The sequence below is a fragment of the Bradyrhizobium sp. 159 genome, assembly GCF_023073795.1.
GTDB lineage: Bacteria > Pseudomonadota > Alphaproteobacteria > Rhizobiales > Xanthobacteraceae > Bradyrhizobium.
On sequence record NZ_JADPKE010000018.1, the window covers coordinates 144,602 to 161,821 of the forward strand.

A 17,220-nucleotide genomic window follows, 5' to 3' on the forward strand; every position below is an offset into this window, starting at 1 on the left:
GTGCCGCATATCGTCAAGAGCACGATCCTGAGCGCACCGACCGATGCGGTGTGGGACCTGCTGCGGGATTTCAACGGCCACGACCGCTGGCATCCGGCGGTTGCGACCTCCTCGATCGAACGCGCTCAGGCCTCCGACAAGATCGGCTGTATCAGGCGCTTCAAGCTCAAGGATGGCTCCGAGCTGCGCGAGCAGTTGCTGGCGCTGTCCGACCTCGAACAGACCTTCAGCTATTGCCTGCTCGATACCCCGATCCCGATGTTCAATTACGTCGCCCATGTCCGACTGCTCCCGGTGACCGATGGCGACCGCACCTTCTGGAATTGGGAATCGCGCTTCACCACCAAGCCCGAGGATAGGGACCGCATCACCCACATGGTCGCGGAAGACATCTACCAGGCGGGATTCGAGGCGATCCGCCGCCATCTGAAGGAGGCCGCCTAACCATGGCTGTGACCGTAAAGACCTTTGCCAGCGCCAGCGAAGCGGCCGGGGCCATATCCTCGGACCGCAGCGCGCGCTATCTCGGCGGCGGCACGCTGGTGATGCGGGCATTGAACGAGGGCGACGTCTCGATATCGACCATCGTTCGCGCCAGTGACCAGGCGCTGAGCCGGATCGATGCGTCCGGCCCACGCATCACGCTCGGTGCCGGCGTCACTTTCGCGAGAATTCTCGGCGAGCGGGACCTCGCTTTCCTGCACGCGCCCGCCCGTTCGATCGGCGGGCCCGCCGTGCGCAACATGGGCACCGTCGGCGGCAATCTGTTCGCGCCCAACCCTTACGGCGATTTCACCGTGGCGCTGCTGGCGCTCGACGCCACAGTCGCGCTGCAAGGCGGCTTCGGCGCCCGCGACATCGCGATCGAGGAGTTCCTGCAATCGCGCGAGCGGCAATCCGGTGCGTTAGTCCTCTCGGTCTCCTGCACCCGGCCGGCCAACGCCGAGGCCTTTCGCTATCGCAAAGTTGCCCGCATCAAGCCGAAGGGCGGCTCGGTCATCACGCTGGCCGCACATCTGCCGGTCAGCGGCGGGCGCATCGCCGGTGCTCGCATTGCGCTCGGCTCGATGGCGGCGACCCAGATCCGCGCCAAGGCCGCGGAACGTGCCCTCGAAGGACGCACGCTCGATACCGCGAACATCAATGCAGCCGCCTCTACCGCAATCGAGGGCACATCGCCCGCGGACAACGCGCTCGGCAGCGCCTGGTATCGCCGCGAGATCGTCGGCGTCCATCTCCGCCGTTTGCTGTCCGGTCAGGAATAGACAAGGACCAACATGTCCAAGACGCCTCTGCAATTTCGTCACAACGGCCGCGACGTCGCCATCTTCGTCGATGGCGGCGCCAACTTGCTGGTCGCCTTGCGCGAGCTGGTCGGTGACATGACGCCTAAGTTCGGCTGCGGCCAGGGCGGCTGCGGCACCTGCAGCGTGCTGATCGACGGAGAACTCCACCTCTCCTGTCTGACGCTCGCCGAGACCGTCGCGGGCCACTCCGTCGAAACGCTCGACGGCCTCAAGCAGGGTCCGAACCTGCACCCGCTCCAGCGCGCCTTTGCCGACAATTTTGCCGCCCAATGCGGCTATTGCACGCCGGGCATGCTGATGGCCGCGAAGGCGCTGCTCGACCGCAATCCGTCCCCGAGCCGGGCCGACGTGATCGAGGCGATCTCCGGCAACATCTGCCGCTGCACCGGATACGAGCCGATCATCAATGCCATCCTCGCCGCCGCCGGCGGCCGGGCCAGCGCCTGAGGTCAGATCATGCTGGAACTACGCAAGGACATCTTCGCCGACGAGCGCGACGACAATCTCAAGGAGATCGGCAAGGGCACGCAGCGCCAGGACATGCTCGGCCACATCACGGGGACGTCGAGCTATTTCAACGATCATAAGCTCCAGGGCATGCTGCACTTGAAGGTCGTTCGCTCGACTCAGGCCCATGCTAAGCTGCGCCGCATCGATACCACGGACGCAGAACGCTCAGCCGGCGTGCGCCGGATCATTCGCGGCACTGACGTGCCGGTCAATCTCAACACGCTGCTGAGCCTGATCAATTTCGGCAAGGACGACGAGCCATCACTGGCCGTCGACAAGGTCCGCTACAAGGGCGAGCCGATCCTCGCCATCGTCGCCGACAGCGAGCGTGAGGCGTTCGAGGCCATTGCAAAAGTGCGGATCGACTATGAGCCGCTACCGACCGTGTTCGACGTCGAGGATGCCCTCAAGCCGGGCGCGCCCGTGGTCAACGAGACCTATCCGAAGAACGCCTTCATCTATCACGACGTCTACGATCACCAGCGCCTGCGGTTCGGCGATGCCGATGCGGCACTCGCGAACGCCGACCACGTCCTCGAACAGCGCTACCAGATGTCGCCGATCGAGCACGCGCCGACCGAGACCAATGGCGCGATTGCCGCGCCCGACACCAACGGCCGCTACGTCGTCTACACCTCGACCCAGGCGCTGTTCTTCTCGGTCGATACCTGCGCCAAGATTTTGGACGTGCCTTCCAACACCTTCCACTTCATCGGTGGCACGGTCGGCGGCGGCTTTGGCGGCAAGGTGGATACCCTGACCGAGCCGCTCGCGATCCTCGGCGCCATGCTGACCGGACGGCCCGTGCGCTACGTGTTCGGTCGCGAGGAGGAGATGCAGTACGGCCCGCCGCGCGGCGCCGAGCGCATCTACATCAAGGACGGCGTGATGCGCGACGGCCGCATCGTCGCCCGAAAGATCCGTGCCTATTTCGACAGCGGCGCCTATACGCGGCTCTCTAGCTACGCCGCGGTGAAATGCGCCGCGCATTTGCCGGGCCCCTATACCATCCCGAACGTTTATGGCGACGTCTACTGCGTCTTCACCAATCGCACGCCGGCGACCGCCATGCGCGGCTTCGGCGTCACCGCGATGGACTTTGCCATCGAATGCCAGATGGACAAGCTCGCAAACCTCGTCGGCATGGACCCAATGGAGTTCCGGATTCTGAACGCCTATCGCGACGGTGACATGAAGGCGCATCGGCGCGAGGCCAAGAACACGGCGCTGATCGAATGCGTTCAGGTCGCCGCCGAAAAGGCCAAATGGCCGATCCGCGACGAGTTCAGGCGCGCCTCCTCGCGCAAGGATGGTGGCGGCAGCCGCGCCGCGATTCCGCCGACGCCGACGGATGTGCGCGCGCGGCCGGCCGCCCAGCAGCGCACGACCTATGACCGCGCACCCGTGACCGCGACAAGAGAGCCGCCGCGCGAACCGCCACCGCCGACACCGCCGCCTCCTCCGCCCCGCCCGGCGGCACCATCGCACGGCGCCACCCGCTTCTCTTCCGTGTTCGGGACCAGGAGGCGCTAGATGACCAGACATCGCGGACGCGGCATGGCGTCGATCAACTATCCCATCGGCATGAACCTCGGCGGCGATCCCAGCCAGGCGCTGGTTCACTCCAATCCCAGCGGCAAGTTCACAGTGGCGCTGTCGTCGATCGATCTCGGCCAGGGCATGAAATCGGTGACGCGGCAGATTTGCGCTGAGACGCTGGGCGTGCCGGTCGAGGACGTCTACGTCGACACCGCGGATTCCGACACCGGCCCGCATTGCATGGGTTCGTTCGCCTCGCGCGGCACTCACCGCGTCGGTAACGCCGTGATGGCTGCAGCCCGCGAAGCCCGCGGCGTGATGATGGAGGCTGCGGCCGAGGAGCTGGAGGTCAACGCCGCCGACCTCGAGACAGACGGGCGCGGCAACATCCATGTCAAAGGCGCGCCGCATCGCTCGATCTCGACCAAGGATGTCGCGATCGCCGCGCAATTCAAGCAGGGCAAGACCATCTCCGGCCGGGGAATATTCCTGGTACCGCTGTCCGATGTCGACCCCGAAACCGGAGAGATGTCGCCGGCAACCTGCTATGCCCATGCCTGCCTGGTCGCCGAGGTCGAGGTCGACGACGAGACCGGTGAGGTCGCGATGGTCCGGATGGACTCCGCCTATGAGCTCGGCCGCGCGCTCAACCCGCGGCTGGTCGAGCAGCAGCTCGTAGGCGGCGCCTGGATGGGCGTCAGCCACGCGCTCTACGAGACGCCCGAGCCTTACTATCCCGACCCCGCTCACGGCCCGCGCGACTTCGTCGAATATCTGATGCCCGGCCCCGGCGATATCTGCCCGCACGATATCGCGGTGCTGGAACGCCCTGCTCCCGATGGTCCCTTCGGCGCCAAGGGTCCCGGCGAGATGTGCGCCAACCCGGTGCTGCCGGCCGTGGCGAATGCGATCTTCAACGCGGTCGGCGTGCGCATCGACGATCTCCCGATTACGCCCGAGAAAGTGCTGCGCGCGATCAAGGCCCAGGGCGGCGCACGGCCGCAGGCGCGACGCTAGAGGATTGGCCGTGGCGGTTCGCAGCAACATCGTCGGAATCGACAGCCCACAAGCGCTGGAGAAGGCGCTGCGCGCAGCCTATTACCTCGCCGACGAGGGACTGGCCACCGCCGCCTATCTCGGGCTCGCGCTCGGCAAGCCGCTGCTGCTGGAAGGAGCGCCCGGCGTCGGCAAGACGGAGGCTGCAAAGGCGATCGCTGCCGTGCTCGGCCGCCGGCTCATCCGCCTGCAATGCTATGAGGGCATCGACGCGTCGGCCGCACTCTATGAGTGGAACTACCCGCGCCAGATGCTCGCGATCCGCCAGGCCGGCGACGAGAGCATCGACATCTATGGCGAGACGTTCCTGATCGAGCGGCCGATGCTGGCCGCGCTGCGCGCACCCGATTCCACCGTTCTGCTGATTGACGAAATCGATCGCGCCGATCAGGAGTTCGAGGCCTTCCTGCTCGAATTCCTCTCCGACTTCCAGATCTCGATCCCCGAGCGCGGCACGGTACGCGCGGCGGAGCGACCCGTGGTCGTGCTGACATCGAACCGGACACGCGACCTGCACGAAGCGCTGCGCCGCCGCTGCGTCTATCACTGGATCGACTATCCCACCGCCGAGCGCGAAGCCCGCATCATCATGATGCGCGCCTCGAGCGTCGCCGAGGCCACGGCACGCGCGGTCGTCGCGACCGTCGAACGGCTGCGGCGCGAGCCGCTCAGCAAGGCACCGGGCATCGCTGAGGCCGTCGATTGGGCCGAGGCCGCGACGCTCCTTCACGAGGGCGGCGCGCGCTGGCCCGATGCGTTCAAGCGCTCGATCGGCGTGGCGCTGAAGGACGAAGAAGACCTGCATTTCATTTCGCCGCGGCTCGACGCCATGCTCGCGGAGGCGACCGCATGAGCACCGAGCCGCAGCTCCCGCGCGCCGCGCGCGTGTTCGTCGCCTTCGTCCCGCTGCTGCGCGCGAATGGCTTTGCCGTGGCGCCGGAGCAGACCACGACGTTCCTGGCGGCCATCGAGCTGCTCGGCCCTGATAGCATCGAGGATATCAGACAAGCTGCACTGGCGACGCTAGCTCCGCCGCCCGATCGTCGTGCCACCTTCGACCGGCTGTTCGATCTCCACTTCCGCGGCAGCGAGACGATTGCGCGCGATGACGAGGGCGAGGACGACGAGACGGTTCGCCTCCAGGAAGAGGGCCGCGGCGACGAGGAGCCCCTGCTCTCCGACGAGGCGAGCGAGTCCGGCCTCACCGCGACCCGAAGCGAGGCGCTGGTCGAGCGCCGCTTTGGGGTGAGTTCGACAACGGACGCGCTACGCCGCCTGGCGCGCGAGGCGTCGCGACGTCTGCCGCGACGGCGTGGCCACCGGCGCATGCGCGCCCGCCGCGGACCATTTGCCGACCTCCGCCGCACCTTGCGCGACACCGTCCGCAGCGACGGCGAGATCTTGCGGCTCGGTCACCTCAAGCGGCGGCAGCGGTCACGCAAGATATTGCTGCTGATCGACGTGTCCGGCTCCATGAAGACTCGCACTGAGGAGAACATGAAGCTCGCGCATGCGCTGGTGCAGGCGGCACCCAATGTCGAGGTCTTCACCTTCGGTACGCGGCTGAGGCGGGTCACCCGCCCCTTACGACTGAAGCGTCGCGAGCAGGCATTGAACGCAGCCGCTCATCTCGTCAGCGACTGGGATGGTGGCACCCGCATTGGCGATGCGCTGCAAGCCTTCCTCGCCGTGCCACGGTTCGGCGGCTATGCGCGTGGCGCCGCTGTGGTGATCGTCTCCGATGGACTCGAGCGCGGTGAAGGCGACGCACTTCGCGACGCCGTCGCGAAACTATCGCGGCGGTCCTGGCGCTTGAGCTGGCTGACGCCGCTCGCCACAAGCCCGGCCTTCCGCCCGCAGACCGAAGCGCTCATTGCCATCGAGCGCTTCGTCGATGATCTCGTGGATGGCGGCTCGAGCGCGTCGATCGTCGCGCACATTCTGGCGTTGGGACGAAGGAGAGCGGCGTGACCAATATTGTCGACGGCCATCATCACATCTGGCGGCAGGCCGACCTGCCCTGGCTGATCGGTCCGATGCAGCCGCGAATCTTCGGCCCCTACGAGTCGATACGGCGCGATTATCCGATCCAGGAATATCTCGACGACATCGAGGGCACCAGCGTCACCCGCTCGGTCTATGTGCAGACCAACTGGGCCAACGACCGCTTCGAGGACGAGGCCGCCTGGGTGCAGCAGGCCGCCGACGAACACGGCTGGCCGCACGCGATCATCGCCTACGCCAATTTCGCGGTCGAGGACGTTCGTCCCCAGCTCGATCGTCTCAAGCGCTATCCGCTCGTGCGCGGCGTACGCATGCAACTGCATTGGCACGAGAACCCGCGCTACCGCTTTGCAGCCCGCCCCGATCTCTGCGCAGATCCAATAATCCGCCGCAACGTCGCGCATCTCGCCGACTATGGCTGGAGCTTCGACCTGCAGGTGTTCACGCCGCAGATGCCGGAGGCAGCGGAGCTGGCCGACGCTTGTCCAAAGGTGACTTTCATCCTCCAGCATGCCGGCATGCTGGAGGACCTCTCGGCGGCAGGCCGCGCCGCCTGGCGCGCCGGCATGGCGCGGCTTGCGGCCTGCCCGAACGTAGTCTCAAAGCTCTCCGGGCTCGGCACCTTCATCCATCGCAACGATCCCGCGCACATCGCTGCCGTTCTCGCCGACACCGTTGCGATTTTCGGTGCCGAGCGCTGCCTGTTCGGCTCCAATTTCCCGATCGAGAAATTGTGGACCAGCTATCGCGAGCTCGTCGACGCGTTTTGCGCGGCAGCCGCACCGCTGAGCACCGAACAACAGGACGCGATCTTTCGGGCGACCGCTACGCGCGTCTATCGGCTTTGACAGACAAGAAGCAATACAAGGAGGGACGCGAATGGCGCTGGAGATCAAGATCCTGGACTACGGCGATATCGAGCTGGAATCGAGCTTCCTGGTGCTCGGCCGCGACTGCGGCCGCACGCGCCGCGTTCTCACCCTGGGCTTCCTGATCCTCGGCGGCAAATATCCGGTCGTGGTCGATACCGGCTATCGCTCCAACCAGATCATGGAGACGCTGGGCATGCGCGGGCTGCAATACCACGAGAACATGATCGAGAATCAGCTTGCGCGCCATGGTGTGCGCATGGGCGACGTCCGCTTCGTCTGCCACACTCATCTGCACATCGACCATGCCGGCAAGGACGATCTATTTCCGATGAACACGACAGTCGTCCTCAACCGCAGGGAGCTCGAATATTCCGTTTCCGGCCTGATGCATCCCCAATATCCAGCGCCCGACATCAAGCACCTGATCGACCGCTTGCACACCAAGAGCGCGCTGCGCTTTCTGGATCTCGAGGTCACCGGCCCGATCGAGTTGATGCCCGGCGTCTATTGCGATGCCGCCAACGCCCATACCGAGGGATCGATGAACATCATCGTTCACACCGCCGACGGCATTGCCACCATCTGCGGCGACGTGATCTACGACTTCAACGACCAGATCGTCACGCCCTTCAACGAGATCCACGATTGGGAGCCGCGCACCACCGGCAACCACGGCACCAGCAAGCGCGCGGAAAAGGCGGCGATCAAGAAGCTGCTCAGCAATTCGCGCTATCTCCTTCCCGTGCACGATCGCCCCGCCAAGATCGAAGGCGGCAATGTCGTCGGGCGGCTGCACGACCAGGTCCCAGGCCCGATCGTGCAGTCCTTGCCCGAGCGCAACTGGTTCCCGGCCTGAGACCCTTTCTGCGCATGATCTTGCCGGAAGTCCGCGCCGTACTTTCCGGACCATGGTCCTGGAGGATCGACCGATGACCCACGTTACCTTGCGTTCCGACTTCGAGACCCTGATCGACCCGTACGCGCCGGTCGCGCAAGTCGGCACCGGCTTCGAGTTCACGGAAGGACCGATCTGGCATCCGGTCGATCACTACCTCCTGTTCTCGGATATGCCGGGCGACGTGCGGCGGCGCTGGGACGCGCGGCGCGGCGTCGTGGAGGTCAAGCGTCCCTCGAACAAATGCAACGGCATGACCTATGATGCCGAGCTCAACCTCATCGTCTGCGAGCACGCGACGTCGTCGCTGGTCCGCGAGCGGCCGGATGGGCGGCGAGAGGTGCTGGCTTCACACTTCCAGGGCCAGGAACTCAACAGCCCGAACGATGTCTGCGTACACTCTTCCGGCGCGATTTATTTCTCTGATCCCTGGTATGGTCGGATGCCGGTCTATGGCGTCGAGCGGCCACGCCAGCTCGGCTTTCAGGGCGTCTATCGCCTCGTACCCGGCGGCGAACCGAAGCTCGTCGTCGACCGCAACCTGTTCGACCAGCCGAACGGGCTGTGCTTCTCGCCCGACGAAAAGCTGCTCTATGTCAACGACACCGTGCAGGCGCTGATCCGCGTCTTTGACGTCGATAGTGACGGTTCACTGTCGAACGCGCGCGTGTTTGCGAGCGGCATCCGCTCCGAGCTCGAGCCAGGTCTGCCCGACGGCATGAAGTGCGATCAGCAGGGCAATGTCTGGGTCACCGCGCCCGGCGGCGTCTGGGTCTATTCGCCGCGCGGTGAGCTGCTCGGCAAGGTTCGGGTGCCAGAGCTCGTCGCTAACCTCGCCTGGGGCGGTCCGGACTTCCGCATGCTGTATCTGACTGCGACGCATTCGGTGTACGCGATCCCGACCAAGGTCGGCCCGCGGCATGAGCCCTATATGAGCGGCCGGCGAAGCGGCGGCGGCACGGCGCCAAGCTCCGCGCCAACCTCGCCCATCCTCGCCGAGGGCGAGATGCGGCTCGATCCGCAGCGATGCGCGATGATCATCCAGGACCTTCAGAACGACGTCATCATGGAGGGCGGCGCCTTCGCCGAGTCGGGCGCCCCCGGTCATGCGCGGCAGCAGCACGTGGTTGACAACGTCCGCCGTCTTGCCGAGACCGCGCGCGCCCGCGGCGTCGCCATCATCCATGTCTGGTTCATCGTCGAACCCGGCGCGCCCGGCGTCACGCTGAATGCGCCGCTGTTCGAAGGCCTCGTCGACAGCAAGGCGATGGTACGCGGAAGCTGGGGTGCGGCGCCCGTGTCCGGCCTCGAGCCGCGACCGGGCGACTTCGTCGTCGAGAAAATGCGCATGAGCGCGTGGGAAGGCACGCGGCTGGAGACGATCCTGAAAGCCACCGGCCGCGACATGATAATCAATACCGGTGCCTGGACCAATATGTCGGTCGAGCACACCGCGCGCACCGGCGCCGACAAGGGCTACTTCATGATCGTGCCCGAGGATTGCTGCTCGACCATGAATGCGGATTGGCACAACGCCTCGATCAACTTCGCCATGCAAAATGTCGCGGTGGTGACCAGGGCGGAGGCGGTCATTAGGGCGCTGGGATGACGCGCAGTGCCGAAGCTCCTGCATCTGTCCTGCTCGCCCCGCCCCGACTCGGAATCGAGTGCCGCCGCGCTGGTCTTCATTGACGGCTTTCGTCAGACCCATCCCGATTGGGACATCGACTTCATGGATCTCTGGCGCGAGCGGATGCCTGAGTTCGCTGGTCCCATCCTCGAGGCCAAATACGCCCGCATGAACGGCCAGCGCTTCAGCGATCCTCAACGCGACGGTTTTACCGAGGCCGAGCGCATCGCGCTGCGCTTTTCACTCGCCGATCGCGTGCTGATCTCGACGCCGATGTGGAACTTCGGCATCCCCTACAAGCTGAAGCAGTTCATCGACATCATCGTCCAGCCCGGGCTTACCTTTCGGTTCGATCCGTCCCAGGGATACGTTCCGCTGCTGAGGGACCGGCCAACGCTCGTGATCCTCGCCAGCGGCAGCGATTTCTCCACCGGCATGAACCGCGGCCGCATCGACATGGCAACGCCCTACGTGCGGGAAATCCTGCGCTTCATTGGCATCAACGATGTCCGTTTCGTGCCGATCGGGCCGACCACGGGACCCCCACAACCGATTGAGGCCGCCCGTGAACGGGCGTTCAAGCGCCTCGGCGCCCTGGCTGCGCATTTCTGATGCCGTTGCGAACACGTCGCCGCTTCAATGCGGCGGCGGGATCAAGGCGCGCAGGATGCCCGGCTTCCAGGCCTGACGCGCGCTGTCGAAGGCCGCGAAATCATGGTCGAACTGCCAGTAGGCCCATGACCAGCCAAGCCTGTCGGCGTTTCTCGCCACGAAGGAGAGGTATCGCAAGCGACTGTCGGACGGCGCACGCTCGTACACCCCGAACTCCCCGAGATAAAGGGGGCGCCTCTCACTCTCCGCCCAGAGACTCATTTTCCTGAAATCGGCGGCGGCTTTTGCTTCGTCATCCCGAGTACCCCAAGCCAGCGGACCGATCTTCGAGAAAGTTGCAGACCATGGTGCACCCTGGTGCGTGAACCGTATGGGGGCGTAGTAGTGAAAAGTGACAATGAGCTTCCTGTCCTCGGCCGGCAGAGCCAGCTCGTCGACAGGAATATCATCCGTGTTGAGAACGGCGGCAATGACCGGCCGCTCGGGGTTGGTGCGGCGGATGATCGCGAGACACTCGTTGAGCAGTGAATTCCAGCTGGCGGACGTCATGAGCCCGCCAGGTTCATTCAGGACCTCGAAGACGAGCGAGGGATACTGCCCCGCATAGCGCTCGGATATCTGCCTCCAGAACGACTTCAGCTTCTCAGTGCATCCGGCAACGTCGCTTTGACAAACGTGGGTATCGTGTTCGTCGAGCACAGGAATGAGGCCCCTCGCAAGGACTTCCTCGATGACGGTGTCGAGCCGCCTCAGGACGATCTCATCCAGGACATTCTCCGGACCCATGAACTTGAAGCCGAAGAAGTTGATCCTGACGTGCGAAAATCCGGCCTTCTTGATTGCCGTCAAATTCTCCAGGCGGAAGGGCGCGTTCTGACCGCCCTCCCAGATTCCATCGTAGCCGAGAATATTGATGCCGCGCCCGAGTTTCGGCACGTCGCGGGAATTGGCCCGCTCGGCTCCGCGAACGTCGGAGAAGAGCGATGCGACGAATATCACCGTCGCTGCCAGCATGGCGCTCCCCGCCCACCGAGCGCGCATGACGGTCATCTTGCGTCCATTTGCAAGGACTGCAAATCGGCCTGTGGCACAGGCCTGCAGGTCGCGAACAAGAACGCCACCAGCAACACCGACGTGAACATGGTCGAGCGGAGGAATGTCGTCTCCGTGAAATTGGTCTGGAAGCTCAGGACGACAAATCCGATGATGAGAGCACAGTGCGAACGATCGATGGATCTGGTCGAGATCAGATGGAGAATCTTGCTCGAGAACAGAAGGACACTCGCTGCGAAAAGCACGTATCCCAGAAATCCGGTTTCCATCAGGATCGCGATGTAGCCGCTGTGATAATTGTCGAGTACCCAGCCGTGGTTTTGTTCGAAATAATCGTAGATCGACGGCACCGTCCAAAAACCGTTGATCCCGAAACCGAGCAGCGGCGCATCGTCGAAATGGCTGATGGCGTAGTGCCAGATGAAGGTTCGTTCAGTGAAATCGATCGTCGCATCGCCGACATGGATGGCGTCATAGCCTGTCAGGTAAAAATAAAGAAACAGAATTCCGGCCAGGAGACACATGACGAACGGCAGCACCGCATAGACCCTCATGCAGCCGACCGACCACATCGAGGTCACGAGCAACGCACAGGCTGCCAGGGCAACAGCGCCGGCACCGCGCGATTCCGACGCGAGGACGCAGGTCGAGGCCAGCAGGAACACGAAGAGGAACGTCGGCCAACCCTGCCCCTTCATCTTACGATAACAGCCAAAAAACATCAGATACGCGCCGACGAATCCGAGCGTCTGCTTCGATTCATAGACGCCCTGCCATTGACCGCTATGCATCCAGGTCTGGTCTATCCCGATATCGGGGACAGCAAGCGCACAGAAAGCCGATGCGGCGACCAATATCACCAGCCCAAGGGCCGTGGCCCTCACAATCTCGTCGATCTCGATGCGCGTGATGAGACAGAACGCGCCGAAGGTCGTCATGGCAAGCGCCGCGCTTTTCATGAACGCCGCCGCGCTCAGGCTCGACCAGAACACGGAGGCCACCGCGAACGTGTAGAATGCGAGCAGCGCGATCAGATCGAGATTGAACTGCAGACGCAGGCGCGGGCGCACGAATGCACTTGCGTAGATGAGGACGCCCCACATCAGAAGCGCCGCGGTCTGCTGCACAAAGGTGAGCTCCGGCGGCAGGAGCGCGGCGTTGAAGATGCCCATCGATGCAATCACGTTGATAGTAATCGAACAACTGATCGCGGCTCTGGCAATCTTCTCAACGCCAACGCTGCGCGTCTCCCAGAACGCGCTCTCGAGTGTCCCGGAATCCACCTCGGTCTGCAGGCTGGCCATGAACCGACCTTCCCTAGGCACGGTTAATAATTTGCTAGCACGGTCGAGCTCCGCCACTCCCAGCGCACAGGAGGCCGAACTTTAAGGATTTAATAACGATAAGAGACCCGGCGCGGCGCATTAATGCAAATCGTACCCCGCTGGTGTCTCGCCCGTAACGACCCTGCTATAAAGCGCGGATCGAGCTCGATCGAATTTTCACGAATTGTCTGGTTTTCTTGGTTGCGCATGAACAGATCCAGCAGCACGTTCGATATCGCCATCGAGCAGGCGTTCGATTTTCTGTGTCCGGAATACGCAGAGTTGTTTGACAACTCCGCCGCCACCGCGTTCCAGCATCCACAGTGGCTACACAGCCTCTATGCTAGGCTGGCATCTCATGCAGGGGCAACGCGTCTCATCGTCGTGGTCCGCCATCGCACGACGCGCGCCCTTGCGATGGTGCTGCCTCTGCTGCGGATCCGGCGTGGTCCGATACGGACCGTCGAATTCGCCGACCTCCGCGTCTCCGACTATCTGGCGCCGGTTTGCAGCCCGGGAGCATTTTCTCAACTGCTCGCGGACGAGAGCGCATGCGCGGAGCTTCGGAGCCTCCTCCGCCCTTTCGACCTGCTCCGCATGACCAAGCTTCCCGACGGACGGCTTCCGATCGAGAACCTCCTGGCTGCACCCCGCCGCGTCTCGATGGACACCAATGCCTACGCGACCGTTCTCATCGCGCCGTTCGAGCAATGGCGGGCCAGCGCGATGGATCGCTCCTATCAGAAGGAACTCGCGAAGAAATATCGACAGCTCCAGAAGAAGGGCGCCTTGAGCTTCTCGTGCTGCAACGATAGCGCCTCCATGCTCGACGCGCTGGAGGTCATGAAGAAATTTCGCGGGCCGCGGTTTCAGTCACAAGGCGACGGAGATCTGCTCCAGCGCCCTGAGTATTTCGACTTCTATTCCGAGGTGGCCCTCCGCGGCCTCGGCTCCTTTGTGCGGCTCTATGCCATGAAGATGGACGGCGAGGTGATCGCCGCCGTGCTCGGATTGTGCCACCGCGACACCTTCCACGTCATCATGAGCGCCTTCGACATTGCGGGCTACAAGAGCCAGTCGCTGGGCGCGCTGATGTTCGAGCAGGTGGCCAGGGATTGCATCGAGCGCGGGGACCAGATGCTCGACTTCACCATAGGTGACGAGCCGTACAAAAAACTGTTCGGCGGGCAGCCATCGCCGATGTGGGCGGTCACAAAGGCCGGCAGCACCGCAGGCGCCGTCGCGTTGTTCGCGCTGAAGCAGGCTCCTTGGCTCAAACTGGCCGCCAAGCGGATGTCGGAGTTCAGGCTTCTGCCGACTCGCACCTCGACCCCGACACGCTGACGAGCGCGGGACGCCAACGGCCGGGGCGCTCAGGCGCGAAGCGCGCTGCGGACATGCGCGAGCCAGCCTGGCCGCATTTGATCGACCCGATGGGTGATACTGCGGCGCAGGAAGTGCAGCCGCCGCCGCACATCCCAGCCGATATCGTCGCGCGAGGTCAAGGCTTGGCGGAATCGTGCCATCTTCAGTGACTGCTGGTCTGCCGCGACCTTGTCGCGATCGGAATAGAATTCCGAGATCTTGTCCCTGTTCATGCCGGGAGTCATCAGCCACCGCGGCACATATTCGGTACAAAGACGCTCGACGTCCACCAGCAGGCGCGCGACGCCGGTTCCGGCGGCGGGACAGTTGGTCTGGAACGCATCACCAATGAGCACGACACCGGGCTGAAGGTGGCCCTCGACGACCGAGAGGTCCATCACCCAGTTCTGTATCCGGTCAATCACGCGGAAGTCGCCGAGATAGGTCTGCAATCCCGGCAGCAGGCGCAGAACGGTCGCTTCCGTTTCGCGACGTAGATCGCGCATGATCGGATCGGCCGGGTCGCGGAACATGAAGAGATTCGCCCTCATACCCGCGCGCACGGGAAACAGGCTGAGGTAGTCGACGCCGTCCCCTGTGCGCTCGCCGTAACAGGTCAGCGCGTTGAAATCGAACGGCGCGCCATCGCGTCGGGCGATCGTAAAGCCGAACGAGACCGAATGGCCCGCAGCCAGCACGCGCCGCCTGATGCCGAGCTTGTGGCCGAGAACTCCTGCCATGCCCGTGGCCAGAACGATGAGGCGCGCAGTGACGCGCCGCCCGGAAGCGAGCTCGAGATGCTGGAGCTCGTCGCTACAGCTGATCGCAGTGACCTCGTCGACGATCAGGCTGGATGGATCAGGTAACTGGCTGCGCGCCATCGCGACGAGATCGGCATAGGCAAGCCCGTAAGCCTGGCCGACGCTGACATCGACCACCTTGCCTTCCCGGATATTGAGCACGCGGTCGTATGGACAGGCGGCGCTCTCGAGACCACGGATGAAGCCCAGCCTGCGGAACGCCTCCAGCTGTCGCCCGCCGATCTTTTCGACCCGGAATTCGTTCGGATAGACCGCACGCTTGTCGACCAGGGCAACGCGATGCCCTGCCCGCGCAAGAACGGCTGCCGCCAGCGACCCCGCAAGGCCACCGCCGACGATCGCGATGTCCGTCGCGATCGACGCGCTTGCCGCAGCGGCGATCGGCTCAGTCACGGTTGTATCGGTCGTCATGGTCCGGGCTCTCACGGTTAACGTGGCTTCATTTGCAACTTTCTCGCCTGATGTCGCATCGCTGGGCCAAACGCGATGATTTCCGGCGATCGAGGTTAATGACGGGAGGAAGATCTGGACCTGCGATGTCCCGGCACGGACCTTGCTCAGGAGGCTCTGCAGAGTTCACGCCTTGATAGATCCGCGGCCATTCCGGCGAGCCATTCCGCATTCGAACGGCTGACCGTGCTGTCCTCGGCGGTCGATCTGGCCCTTTGCCGCCCCCCCGGTCGAGCCGGGCCTTGCACTATCTGGAGACAATGGAGACGGCGATGTACCACAGTGAAGCAACCGACTTGGCCGCGACGTCGTGTATGGCGAACTCCTGGAAGCCGCTCATTAACACTCGCGGTTTTTCGGCATGCTAGGCTGGCGCCGGTATCGGCACGTATCTCTTCAGGGGAGAGTTGCCCCTTAACGTCCATGATCGAATCCATCATCCAACTCATGCGGCGCGACGTGACGCGCGGTGTCGTCGGGACCATCCTCCTCAAGGTTGGAAGCGGCGCGCTTGCGTTTGCGGTATTCTCGCTCGCGGCACGAACGATGTCGCCCGACGGTTTCGGTATCTTTGCGACCTGGCTTTCGGTTGCCCAGGTCGCATCGGTCGTGGGCCTGGTCGGCCAGGAATCGCTCCTGGTGCGCTTTCTGAACGAATATCAGGTCGGAAATCGACCCGATCTCACCAAGGGAGTGCTGCTGTCCAGCCTGAAGATTTCCTCCCTCGCGATGCTGATTGTGGTCGCCGCAATGTCGATTGCGGCGAGCTTGAAGGGCGACTGGTGGCTGCTGATCCTCGCCGTGTCCGCCTACACCGCCGTTAATGCGGGGGTGATGCTCGGCAGCCAGGTTGCGCGCTCGTTGGTCAGCATCCTCATGGGCGAGGGAAACAGAGAGTTCTTCTGGCGGGTCGGTGTCGTCTTGTTTCTGCTCGCAATCATGTTCGACCATCGGCGGCTCGACCCCGCCGAATTGTTCGCCGTGATGACGATCGCGATGTCGGTTGGCCTGGTCGCGCAGGTCGTTTCGATTGTGCGAGCTCTGCCGGATCTTCGCGGTACGGCGGCACGGTCCGAGCCGTCTCGCTGGAGATCGAGCGCGCTTCATTTCTGGATCGCATCCGTCCTGGAAGCCGCCAATCAGTATTTCGACGTCATTCTGGTGTACTGGATGCTGGATCCGGCGACAGCCGGCATCTATTTCGCCGCCTCGCGCCTTGCCAACATCTTCGCCATGCTGTCGGCGGCGCTATACAGTTTCGGCGCGCGCCGGCTTCCCTCGCTGTACTTCAGCAAGAACCATCAGGAATTCGAGCGGACGTTGCAGCTGATGGCGGAGGTGACCGCGCTTTGTGTGGTCAGCGGGCTGTTCCTGATCTGGATCGGCGGCCCCCATCTTCTCAACCTGTTCGGACCTCACTTCGCCGCGCAGCACTGGGTCCTTATCGTGCTCGCGATCGGAACGGCGTTTCAGGCAGCGGGCGGTCCATCCGCGGCGATCTTGCAGCTCACCGGCCATGAGCGCATCTATGTCCCCGTCGTTGCGGCGAACGTGGCGTTGCGGGTGGTCGGATTTCTCGTGCTGATTCCCTGGCTTGGCGTGCTTGGCGCGGCGATCTCGGCCACGGTGTCGTTGGCGCTAGCGACCATCGCGCTCAACGTCCTCTGTCGCCGGCGAACGGGGGTCGATCCTTCAATTCTCGTGCTCTTGCGCCTCGGCGGATCGAAACGCGGCACGTACGCAGTCCGCGGCGCTGACGCGGGCGATTAGGCTTCGGTTCG

At 63.8% G+C, this 17,220-nt stretch carries 16 protein-coding genes; 13 read left to right on the top strand and 3 right to left on the bottom strand.

The window, feature by feature from the left end; genetic code table 11:
• From IVA96_RS03085 to IVA96_RS03135, 11 genes are all read left to right on the top strand, one after another.
• Complete coding sequence (locus tag IVA96_RS03085) at nt 1–444, top strand: SRPBCC family protein (protein WP_247278137.1); 444 nt, start codon at nt 1–3, stop codon at nt 442–444.
• A 2-nt stretch (nt 445–446) separates the two neighbouring features.
• Nucleotides 447–1,265 (top strand): FAD binding domain-containing protein, encoded by an 819-nt coding sequence (locus tag IVA96_RS03090; protein ID WP_247278138.1) that lies wholly within the window; start codon nt 447–449, stop codon nt 1,263–1,265.
• Between the two features lie 12 nt (nt 1,266–1,277).
• On the top strand, nt 1,278–1,754 hold the full coding sequence (locus tag IVA96_RS03095) for a (2Fe-2S)-binding protein (RefSeq protein ID WP_247278139.1): 477 nt from the start codon (nt 1,278–1,280) through the stop codon (nt 1,752–1,754).
• Nucleotides 1,755–1,763: 9 nt separating this feature from the next.
• Entirely contained in the window at nt 1,764–3,350 is a 1,587-nt protein-coding gene (locus IVA96_RS03100; RefSeq protein ID WP_247415333.1) for a molybdopterin cofactor-binding domain-containing protein, read from the top strand.
• A complete protein-coding gene (locus tag IVA96_RS03105) occupies nt 3,351–4,373 on the top strand; it encodes a molybdopterin cofactor-binding domain-containing protein (protein ID WP_091887626.1) in 1,023 nt (340 codons plus the stop codon).
• Between the two features lie 10 nt (nt 4,374–4,383).
• Nucleotides 4,384–5,265: a MoxR family ATPase gene (locus IVA96_RS03110; RefSeq protein ID WP_247278141.1), complete on the top strand. Its 882-nt coding sequence runs from the start codon at nt 4,384–4,386 to the stop codon at nt 5,263–5,265.
• Nucleotides 5,262–6,383, top strand: coding sequence for a VWA domain-containing protein (locus tag IVA96_RS03115; protein ID WP_247415336.1), 1,122 nt, complete (start codon nt 5,262–5,264; stop codon nt 6,381–6,383). Before IVA96_RS03110 ends, IVA96_RS03115 begins: the two co-directional genes overlap by 4 nt.
• Nucleotides 6,380–7,264: an amidohydrolase family protein gene (locus IVA96_RS03120; protein WP_247278143.1), complete on the top strand. Its 885-nt coding sequence runs from the start codon at nt 6,380–6,382 to the stop codon at nt 7,262–7,264. The genes IVA96_RS03115 and IVA96_RS03120 overlap by 4 nt, the downstream gene beginning before the upstream one ends.
• 31 nt (nt 7,265–7,295) lie before the next feature.
• Nucleotides 7,296–8,144, top strand: coding sequence for an MBL fold metallo-hydrolase (locus IVA96_RS03125; protein WP_247278144.1), 849 nt, complete (start codon nt 7,296–7,298; stop codon nt 8,142–8,144).
• Nucleotides 8,145–8,217: 73 nt separating this feature from the next.
• Complete coding sequence (locus IVA96_RS03130; protein ID WP_247278145.1) at nt 8,218–9,792, top strand: isochorismatase family protein; 1,575 nt, start codon at nt 8,218–8,220, stop codon at nt 9,790–9,792.
• Nucleotides 9,793–9,798: 6 nt separating this feature from the next.
• Nucleotides 9,799–10,425 carry an NAD(P)H-dependent oxidoreductase gene (locus tag IVA96_RS03135; RefSeq protein WP_247278146.1) on the top strand — a complete coding sequence of 209 codons (627 nt, stop codon included), beginning with the start codon at nt 9,799–9,801 and terminating at the stop codon, nt 10,423–10,425.
• A 24-nt stretch (nt 10,426–10,449) separates the two neighbouring features.
• On the opposite strand, the gene IVA96_RS03140 is transcribed toward IVA96_RS03135, so the two are convergent.
• The gene (locus IVA96_RS03140; RefSeq protein ID WP_247278147.1) at nt 10,450–11,475 is read right to left on the bottom strand and encodes a cellulase family glycosylhydrolase; all 1,026 of its coding nucleotides are present in this window, start codon (nt 11,473–11,475) and stop codon (nt 10,450–10,452) included.
• The gene (locus IVA96_RS03145; RefSeq protein WP_247415467.1) at nt 11,472–12,782 is read right to left on the bottom strand and encodes an O-antigen ligase family protein; all 1,311 of its coding nucleotides are present in this window, start codon (nt 12,780–12,782) and stop codon (nt 11,472–11,474) included. Before IVA96_RS03145 ends, IVA96_RS03140 begins: the two co-directional genes overlap by 4 nt.
• A 228-nt stretch (nt 12,783–13,010) precedes the next feature.
• On the opposite strand from IVA96_RS03145, the gene IVA96_RS03150 reads away from it, so the two are divergent.
• Nucleotides 13,011–14,147: a GNAT family N-acetyltransferase gene (locus IVA96_RS03150; protein WP_346015463.1), complete on the top strand. Its 1,137-nt coding sequence runs from the start codon at nt 13,011–13,013 to the stop codon at nt 14,145–14,147.
• A gap of 29 nt (nt 14,148–14,176) precedes the next feature.
• Here the strand turns inward: IVA96_RS03150 and IVA96_RS03155 are convergent, their stop codons facing one another.
• Nucleotides 14,177–15,400, bottom strand: coding sequence for an NAD(P)/FAD-dependent oxidoreductase (locus IVA96_RS03155; protein WP_247415339.1), 1,224 nt, complete (start codon nt 15,398–15,400; stop codon nt 14,177–14,179).
• 462 nt (nt 15,401–15,862) lie between these two features.
• Between IVA96_RS03155 and IVA96_RS03160 the strand changes: the two genes are divergently transcribed.
• Nucleotides 15,863–17,209 carry a polysaccharide biosynthesis C-terminal domain-containing protein gene (locus IVA96_RS03160; protein ID WP_247278150.1) on the top strand — a complete coding sequence of 449 codons (1,347 nt, stop codon included), beginning with the start codon at nt 15,863–15,865 and terminating at the stop codon, nt 17,207–17,209.
• Nucleotides 17,210–17,220: the final 11 nt, after the last annotated feature.